Origin of the sequence: Ruminococcus sp. (assembly GCF_019417665.1) — a bacterium.
Classification (GTDB): Bacteria; Bacillota; Clostridia; order Oscillospirales; family Ruminococcaceae; genus Ruminococcus_C.
Genome location: NZ_DXUU01000070.1, coordinates 1 through 8954 on the forward strand (window position 1 = coordinate 1; position 8954 = coordinate 8954).

An 8954-nucleotide genomic window follows, 5' to 3' on the forward strand; every position below is an offset into this window, starting at 1 on the left:
CGGGTTCGGACTTTCACCGAACTATTTTATCTGCACCGAACTGGCGCACCCTCTTTTTTCTATTTTCATTAGAAATTTGTTGCGAATATACTGCGGATCCACACTATAGCAGATTCTCATATTATATTCTCAGCTTGTCACAAAAAAACTGATAATTCGCCATAGATATCATATCATATTTTTGATATAAAATCAAGGTTTTTGATATCATTTTTTTTGCATTCCACGTAAAATAATGTTGATATCATTCCCTTTGCGAAACCAAGATAAACTATGACAGCGGCGACTGAAATTCTGAATGGTGTTGCTTAAAAAATTTATTTTGCAGGAGGTTTTATTCATGCGTATTTGGGAGGGATACCAGCACGGTATCAATTTCGGTGGATGGTTCTCTCAGCGGGAACACAGCGATCAGCATTATGATATGTTTATCACCGAATCAGACTTTGCTACAGTAGCAAGCTGGGGGTTGGATCATGTCCGGATTCCAGTTGATTATGAACTAGTAGAATCAGAAGGCGGCATACGAAAAGAAGCGGGTTTTTCCCGGATTGAACGCTGTCTAGAGTGGTGCGACAAATATCATCTTCACATGATACTGGATCTACACAAAGCACCGGGATATTCCTTCGACAACCAAGCGAATGCAAACGATTTTTTCACTAACTTGGCGTTGCAGGCTCGTTTTATTTCTCTCTGGCAGGAATTTGCACGCCGCTTTGGAAAATACCATAAGATCCTGGCGTTTGAATTGTTAAACGAAGTGGTTGACATCAACGTGGCAGAACAGTGGAACACCATTGCAGCAAACACAGTGTCGGCAATCCGTTCCATTGCACCAGAGATTCCAATTCTGATTGGCGGCATTCATCATAATGGCGCAGACGGTGTTCCGCTGTTGGATCCGCCGGCAGACAAAAATATCATCTACAATTTCCATTGTTATGAGCCGATCGTGTTTACTCACCAGACTGCATACTGGACGAAGGGAATGCGAAAGGATTTCCATATTTGCTATCCCGATACTCTGGATACATATCGGAAATGTTCTGCAGCATTTAATAAAGAATACACAGATCCTCTTGTGCGAGAAGGCGTTACTGACGTAGAGAAATCGCTCTTTGAATCACATTTTACCGACGCTATCCGCTGTGCAGAAAAATATGATATTCCATTGTACTGCGGTGAATATGGCGTCATCAACCAGGCTGATCTTGAAAGTACGCTGCGTTGGTATCAGACCATTTCAGCTGTCTTTATACAGCATAATATTGGACATGCCGCATGGACTTTCAAAGAAATGGACTTCGGTCTGACAGATTCCCACATGATGCCTATTTTGAACCAGATTATTCCGCTTCTGTAATTTACTTCAAAGATTTAAACAGCCCATACTGTCATCTGCGACAATATGGGCTGTTTTTATTTTCGATGAAAATATCGTTATGCGTTCCAGTTGTCCCGATGCATAGGGATCTGATCAGCGCCAAGCTGGATCAAGTTGTCTTGAATATTACGCTGATCCGCCTTTGCGATCTGATTTTCCCGCGACTTTTTGAATTTTGCCACATCCACGTGACGGCTCGGCCCGCCGACGCAGCCGCCGTCACAAGCCATACCTTCAATAAAGTCTCCGGAAAATCGACCCATTTTCAACATCAGCAGGGCACGCTTACAAGCATCTGTACCATTGCAGCGTTCCACCTGAACTTCATTGGCAATACCCTGTTCCTTCATGCCTTCCAGCACAGCCGTAGTCACGCCGCCGCTGTTCCCAAACCATTTTCCAAAGGTACTTGCCTCTTGACGAGTCTCCTCCGCTTCCTTGATGGTCACACCACGTGCCCGGATGATAGCTCGAATCTCGCCGAATGTCATAGCATAGTCCGCACTGCCTGGAATATCCTGATCCATGACCTCACTTTTTTTCGCAATACACGGACCGATAAATACTGTGATCGCTTCAGGATCTTTCGATTTGATCCAACGAGACACTGCGCACATAGGAGAAACTGTCGTGGAAATATGCTCTGCCAGATCCGGATAATGCAGGCGTATTAGATTCACAAACCCAGGGCAGCAGGAAGTGGTCATTTTCTTTCCCTCGCTGTATGCCTCTGCCCACTCTGCGGCTTCTGCATAAGCTGTCATATCGCCGCCGAGACCAACCTCGATCATATCTGTGAAGCCTACTTCTTTCAGGGCATTCCGCCAGCTTTCAAATGTAATCCCTTCGCCGAACTGTCCCTCTGCAGATGGCGCAATCATAGCGTAAACATGCTTCTGGTTCACAATTGCTTGGCAGACATCTACCACACAGGATTTGGAACTGATAGCACCAAAGGGACAGCTGTGAATGCATTTGCCGCACTGAATGCACTTTTTTTCATCTATGTAGCAGATGCCGTTTTCGTCCATTGAAATTGCACCCACTGGACAACTGCGGCGGCAAGGACGAATTAAGTCAGCAATCGCATTATAAGGGCATGCAGCAGCGCACTTGCCGCATTCCCTGCACTTCTGAGGATCGATATGTGCACGGGTACGGCCGATGTCGATCGCACCAAAATTACAGGACTGCTGACAAGCTTTGCCCATACACTTCTGACAGTTGTCTGTGACAACATACCGAGAAATTGGACAATCCTCGCACGCTGCCTGTACCACTTGTACAACCAGTTCATTATGAGCACCTTGAGGTGCTTTTCCCTCTGCAAGGCGAATTCGCTGACGGACAATTTCACGTTCTTTATATACACAGCAGCGATATTTTGCCTTCGGTCCAGGCATCATCCGATAGGGAAGCTCATCTTTTTCTTCCTCAAATTTTCCGGAAAATACCAGCTTGGCTACTTCACATAAGATGTCATGTTTAATCTGAATAATCGTTCCGTCATTTGTTACCATAATAACCTCCAGTCAATTTTGTGCATCTGTGATCCGATCTCAGCACAAGTTATCACGACAGTTGCATAAAATCAAAATACTCTCTTTTATTATATCATGGATCTGACGCCTTGTAAAGTCTGTACTTTAAATCAACTTATTTTTTATAAAAAAATAAAATTAAACATTCAGACAAAAACGGGACGATTTTGCATCGCCCCGTCAGTCTATAAGATTATGGTGACATCACGTAAAGATTGTGTATCGAATGTACAGTCATTCCGTTTGTGCGGTATTGCCTTAGAGCCTGTTCAGCATCTTTTCGCACGCATCTTTTCGGTGAATTTTGTCGGTTTCTGCGTTAAAAATTCTTGCCATACGCCAGTATGCCTGCGAATTTTCGCCTTGAAATCGGCAAAAATTCCCTCGAAAATCTGCGTACGCCAAGATACTAAACAGACTCTTATGAACAATGAATGTCTTCATACAATAAAACAAACACCTCATACCAGTTTCCCTCTATCTCTGTACGAATTGTTCCGTGGTATTTCTGTACGATTTCCTTCACACTTTTCAAGCCGATTCCATGATTTTCCGCATCTGCTTTTCTAGTTGTTCTGTACTTTGGGAGTACACCATCAAAACGATTTCCCACATTGATACAAAGAACCCCTTTATCCACCTTCATCTTCAGTCGTATATGCTGTTCCTCAGGTCGCATGTGACTGGATGCTTCTACTGCATTGTCTAGTAGATTGCCCAGGATGACATTCAGATCAAAAACCTGAAAAGCAAGTTTTTCCGGAAGTTTTACTTTTATCTCCAGCTTTGCCGCCGTCTGCCGAAGGGAAGAAAGCTTATAATTCAGAATACTGTTTACTGCTTCGTTTTCTGAATAACATTCCCAGTCACCATTATACAAAAAAGACGTTGCCGTATTCAGATATTCCCGGAGCTGTACCAGGTCATTTTCCTCTAAAAGCCGCTGCATCTGAAACAAGTGATTTTTCATATCATGCCGCAAACAACGCAGACGCATCTGGGACTGTTGGATCACTTCCAGCTGCGCCTGATAAGCCTGGTTTTGCTTTTGGATCAACTGCGCAGTATGTTGTTCTTCCATCATGCGGATCAAAAGATCATACAGTGAGAAAACGCTAATATTGATCATCAGTAGTATAATGGCGGCAATCAAAGACTGCCACGACAATGTGCGTGCTACAAAATGTGCCACCACAATGCAGCCTAAGGGAACGAAAATTGTTGTCAGAAGGTAGAACATTTTCAGTTTCGGCGTGCTGACATTCCCAAACAGGCGAAAGTGCTGGATCGTTTTTGCAAGTACCAGAAGCAGCAGAGAAGGGACGAAACCGCTGGTGAAGAAAATTGGCGGCGAATCCATCCATACCGTTACCGTAGTGCAGACGATGTCTGCGATCATACTCAGGATATAAATGGAAACTGTTGCAAGAATTCTCTGCATCCAGGAGGTACGATAAAGCAATGTGATGCAGAAAAATGGAATCAAATTGCTGAGGATATTCAATATGCCATTGTGAAAGAGTAAATAGATGCCACTATTCAGGATATAATAACCCAGATAACTAAAAACCTCCATACAGCTGAGACGATGCTCTTTTTGAAAGAAAATGCTGGAGCATTGATATACCGCATAGATATGAAATAAATTCGAAAATAAATAAAAAATCAGTTCCATAAGATTCAATTTTTCATGAGCCACTCACCAACCACCGACTGTTTTGTTCGGCTGATGGGCAGAATTTCATGGTCTGGTCCATACAGATATACGGAACTTGAAGTATACCTCTCGATATAGTCGGGATTGACCAAATAAGATTTGTGAATATTCAGAAACGATTCAAAACATCTTTGTTTTCTGACTTCCGAAAGTTTTCCATAAAAAGATGCTTGTCCGTCCACCATTTTTACAATAATCTGTCTGCCGCAGCTATTCAGATACTGAATCCGGGACACTTGAATCCGCATCACCGTTTTATGGTATGTAAATTCAAATAAACGATGTGTCAGATCCTGATACCGCAGTGCCTTCTGCATAGTATCAGAGATTGCTTCCAGAGAAACAGGTTTTTTGATAAATCCCGCCGGACGGACATTGGAGATCATTTCTGACGCACACTGTTCATAAGATGTGACAAAAATAATATCCGCATCTTTCAGACATGGAATTCTTCGCAGATGAGACCCTAATGTGATCCCATTCATTTGCTGATTCTGACTTTGAAAAGGATCCCGAAAAAAATCCGGAATTTTTCCGTTACCGGAAAAATCAATATCCAAAAACAGAAAATCGTAACGTATACCGTTCAAACAAGCTCCATATAAAGAACTGCAATCCGTATAAATATCCGGCGGATCCATGTCCACATCTTTTTGAGTACTATATACCAGAAGATATTCTCGGATTTTCTGACATATCGAGACATCGTCATCTGCAATTGCAATCTTCAAAAAAACATCTCCTATCCAATCGTTTCTTCACACTGCCACATATTTCAGGTAAAAACCCCAGCGAATCAATATCTGCTATCATTCATTTACAAGATGTTAGGATACTGTCGTCCTGATTGATTTTGTTTGAAATATTATATCACATTTCGATATCTTTTGCAAGTCGTTACTTCTTATTTTTTAAAAAAATTCACATTAATTCGACAGGATTCGACAAGCAGTGGTACATGGCAGAAATTATTTTTCAAATTCTTGACATTCTACGATAAATTTGCTATAATCATAAGAACTTGTCTTCATTGAGACAATTATTGATGAAAGTAGACTTTATACCTGACATTTTTCATAATTATAAATATACACTCCTGAAGAAAGGCAGTTTTTATGCTAGATTTTTTCATTCACAAGTTGATACGAAACAGCGAAAACACATCTGACCCCAGCGTCCGCAAGGCATACGGCACTTTTAGCAGCATTATCGGCATTGTCTGTAACCTGCTCCTGTTCAGTTTAAAATACACTATGGGGATGCTTTCGCATTCTATTGCCATTGTTTCCGATGCATTCAATAATTTATCTGATTGCGCCAGCTGTCTGATTACCATGTTTGGTTACAAGCTTGCCGCGAAGCCGGCAGATAAAGACCATCCGTTTGGACACGGCAGAATGGAATATCTGACTTCTCTGGTCATTGCTGTAATGATCGCACTAATGGGTTTTGAACTACTCCGGAACTCCATAGATAAGATTATACATCCAGAAGACATTGCATTCCACTGGGTGACACTAGCAGCATTGCTTGTTTCGATTGGCATCAAACTCTGGATGGCATGGCTGAACACAAAGCTTGGGAAACGCATTCACTCTTCTACCATGATTGCCGTTGCAAAAGACAGCCGCAGTGATGTCGTTGCGACCTCTGCCACGATCCTTGCTCTATTGGCATCTCTGTTCACCAATCTGCCTCTGGATGGCATCATGGGTGCGGCGGTATCTCTTTTTATTCTGAAAACCGCTTATGATATCATCCGAGATACAGTAGGAGATCTACTGGGACGTCCGGCTGACCCGGAAGTTGTACAAAATCTAAAAGAAATGCTTCTTGCCCACGAGGAAATCGTCGGAATTCACGATCTAATGCTGCACAATTACGGTCCCGGCAAAACTCTTGGTAGCTGTCATGTGGAGGTGCGGAGTGACTCTGATTTTGTCGCTGTTCACGAAGTGGTTGACATCGCAGAGCATGAAATATATGAAACCATGCAGATTATGATGACCATCCATATGGATCCCATTGAACTGGACAATGAAACAGCAAACAATTATCGGCGTATGACAGAAGCCGTTATCTATGGATTGGATAAAAGGCTGAGCCTGCATGATTTTCGTCTGGTTTCTGGAGAAAATACCAATCGACTTATTTTTGATATGGTAGTGCCTTTTGACTGTGTTTATACCGATGAGCAACTTCAGGAAATGATCACCAGTGAACTGCAGCAGCAGGATCCTACTTGCCAAACAATTATTACATACGACCGAGACTATACCTAATGTCATTAAGCTAATTGAAGAACTGAATGAAAATAGGAGTATGATCAGATATAAGGTCATACTCCTGTATGCATAAGAAGCGAATTATTGCAAGACGAAAAGACAGATCGGTGATCTGCCTGAAAAAAATATTGACACAAATAAAAAATTAGGATAATCTGTAATTGAAGCCGATGGCAGAATGGCAACGAGTTTTCCTTGCTGCGATACGATCAGGTCTGACAGGGCACTTGAATCTTGTTATCAGCTCTTTTAAAAATGAAGAACCTGCGTGAGTGGAACGAAAGAACTTGATGCAAAAATGTATAGCGACGGCGTAATTAATTTTATAGCGATAATTATTATGCTTAGCATCATGTATGCGAATATTTTTGGTGATCAACATAGAGAAATTGTACATGATCAGACTCATTGTATTTCGCACGTTGTATGTAAATAGCTCTGTTAAATGATGCCATCATCAAAACAGTTGCCCTTGTATTCATACCCGAAAGCCCTTTATTATAGGGCATTTTCATTTTCGGAGATTTTCTCCGCTGAAAACTTCAATCAGGTTTTTTCGGAGATAACCTTTACTTTACTTTTCTTTGATTTAATTCTCTTAGGAAAACACTGATTAAATCTTCCCATTGAGCTACAAATATGGTATAATAGAAAAAAGCTTAAGATGGAGAAATACTGATGGAGCAATTCAAATCTGTTGAGCAGCTTCTTTCGGAATTTATGGAAGAAAGGCATTCACTTGGATACAGTTACAAAACTGAGGAGGGTGTACTGCGAAGGTTTCTCCGGAACTTTTCGATGCCATCAGACGGGAAAATTGAATTTACAAAGGAATATGTTCTTGAGCACACAAAGCCAAAACCCAATCAATGTGTCAATTCCCGGCTCAGAGATATATGTGCTGTCAATTGTTTTCTTGATTTTGTGATCCGGAAAGGGTTTAAAGCTTACAAAATTCCCCATAAGTCCTTACCAAAGGAACAACGGAATTTCAGGGCATATATTTTTAATGATGAAGAAATTTCGCATATTCTTGATGCTGCTGACTCAATTCCGTATATGAAACAATGCCCTGACAGACACTATCAGCTTCCAGTAATGTTCCGCATTCTGTTCAATTGCGGTTTGCGCATATCAGAATTGTTGAATCTTCGGGTTTGTGATGTGGATATGGAACAGCATATTTTTACTATTCTGGATACCAAATTCCATAAAAACCGATTGGTTCCGTTTTCTGAGGTTGTAGCAGATTCATTAAAAGAATACTATGAAAATGTGAAACCCGCATCTGAGGAAAGCTGGTTATTTTGCAGATCAAATTCTACTGAAAAGTACAGTATGAGTGGATTTCATTTTCATTTTCAGATGTTGCTGAGACTGGCAGGAATTCCATACGGAGGGCGTAGAACATGAATTTGGCTGTCTGATACCAGACATGGAGGTAAACCATGAAGAACTCTGATTTTTCTTTTCTGCTTACACGATATCTTACCCATTATTTACCTGTACAGCGGAATCTGAGCAGCAATACCATTCACTCCTATCGTGATACTTTCAAGCAACTGTTAGAATTTTGCAGAGATGAAAAGCATATTAGCATCGCCAGATTAACTATCCATCATGTTGATAAAAAATGCATTGAGGATTTCTTTTTATGGTTACAAAAATACAGAGAGATATCATCATCAACGTATAATCAAAGGCTTTGTGCAATTCATGCTTTTTTTGAATATATTATGATGGAAAAACCGGAATATATGGAACATTGCAGACAGATTCTAAAAATTCCAAGTCTGAAATCACCGAAATCTCCTGCAAAATATCTCACAACTGATGCACTTAAAAGTATTCTGGCAGCACCAGATACTTCTACAAAGCAAGGTCGCAGGCATCTGGTTATCCTTACTGTGCTTTATGATACTGCTGCAAGAGTAAGCGAGCTTTCTGATATCCAGATAAAAGATGTCAGATTAGGGACACGCTGAATAAAAGCGATAGTTGAAAAAAACCGCACCAATCATTAT

General features: G+C 41.2%; 7 protein-coding genes. 4 read left to right on the forward strand and 3 right to left on the reverse strand.

What is annotated here, in order from left to right; all coding sequences use genetic code 11:
* Nucleotides 1-340: 340 nt before the first annotated feature.
* Nucleotides 341-1366: a cellulase family glycosylhydrolase gene (locus QZ375_RS12625; RefSeq protein ID WP_295219612.1), complete on the forward strand. Its 1026-nt coding sequence runs from the start codon at nucleotides 341-343 to the stop codon at nucleotides 1364-1366.
* Between the two features lie 77 nt (nucleotides 1367-1443).
* Here QZ375_RS12625 and QZ375_RS12630 read toward each other — a convergent pair whose 3' ends face one another.
* From QZ375_RS12630 to QZ375_RS12640, 3 genes are all read right to left on the reverse strand, one after another.
* On the reverse strand, nucleotides 1444-2907 hold the full coding sequence (locus QZ375_RS12630; protein ID WP_295219613.1) for a 4Fe-4S dicluster domain-containing protein: 1464 nt from the start codon (nucleotides 2905-2907) through the stop codon (nucleotides 1444-1446).
* A 442-nt stretch (nucleotides 2908-3349) separates the two neighbouring features.
* A complete protein-coding gene (locus QZ375_RS12635) occupies nucleotides 3350-4504 on the reverse strand; it encodes a sensor histidine kinase (RefSeq protein ID WP_295219614.1) in 1155 nt (384 codons plus the stop codon).
* Between the two features lie 104 nt (nucleotides 4505-4608).
* The gene (locus QZ375_RS12640) at nucleotides 4609-5376 is read right to left on the reverse strand and encodes a LytTR family DNA-binding domain-containing protein (RefSeq protein WP_295219615.1); all 768 of its coding nucleotides are present in this window, start codon (nucleotides 5374-5376) and stop codon (nucleotides 4609-4611) included.
* Between the two features lie 384 nt (nucleotides 5377-5760).
* Here QZ375_RS12640 and QZ375_RS12645 point away from each other — a divergent pair, with 384 nt between their 5' ends.
* The 3 genes from QZ375_RS12645 to QZ375_RS12655 all read left to right on the forward strand — a co-directional run bounded on the left by QZ375_RS12645 (nucleotide 5761) and on the right by QZ375_RS12655 (nucleotide 8915).
* The gene (locus QZ375_RS12645) at nucleotides 5761-6927 is read left to right on the forward strand and encodes a cation diffusion facilitator family transporter (protein ID WP_295219616.1); all 1167 of its coding nucleotides are present in this window, start codon (nucleotides 5761-5763) and stop codon (nucleotides 6925-6927) included.
* A 681-nt stretch (nucleotides 6928-7608) separates the two neighbouring features.
* Complete coding sequence (locus QZ375_RS12650; protein WP_295219617.1) at nucleotides 7609-8343, forward strand: tyrosine-type recombinase/integrase; 735 nt, start codon at nucleotides 7609-7611, stop codon at nucleotides 8341-8343.
* Nucleotides 8344-8378: 35 nt separating this feature from the next.
* On the forward strand, nucleotides 8379-8915 hold the full coding sequence (locus QZ375_RS12655; protein WP_295219618.1) for a site-specific integrase: 537 nt from the start codon (nucleotides 8379-8381) through the stop codon (nucleotides 8913-8915).
* Nucleotides 8916-8954 lie beyond the last annotated feature (39 nt).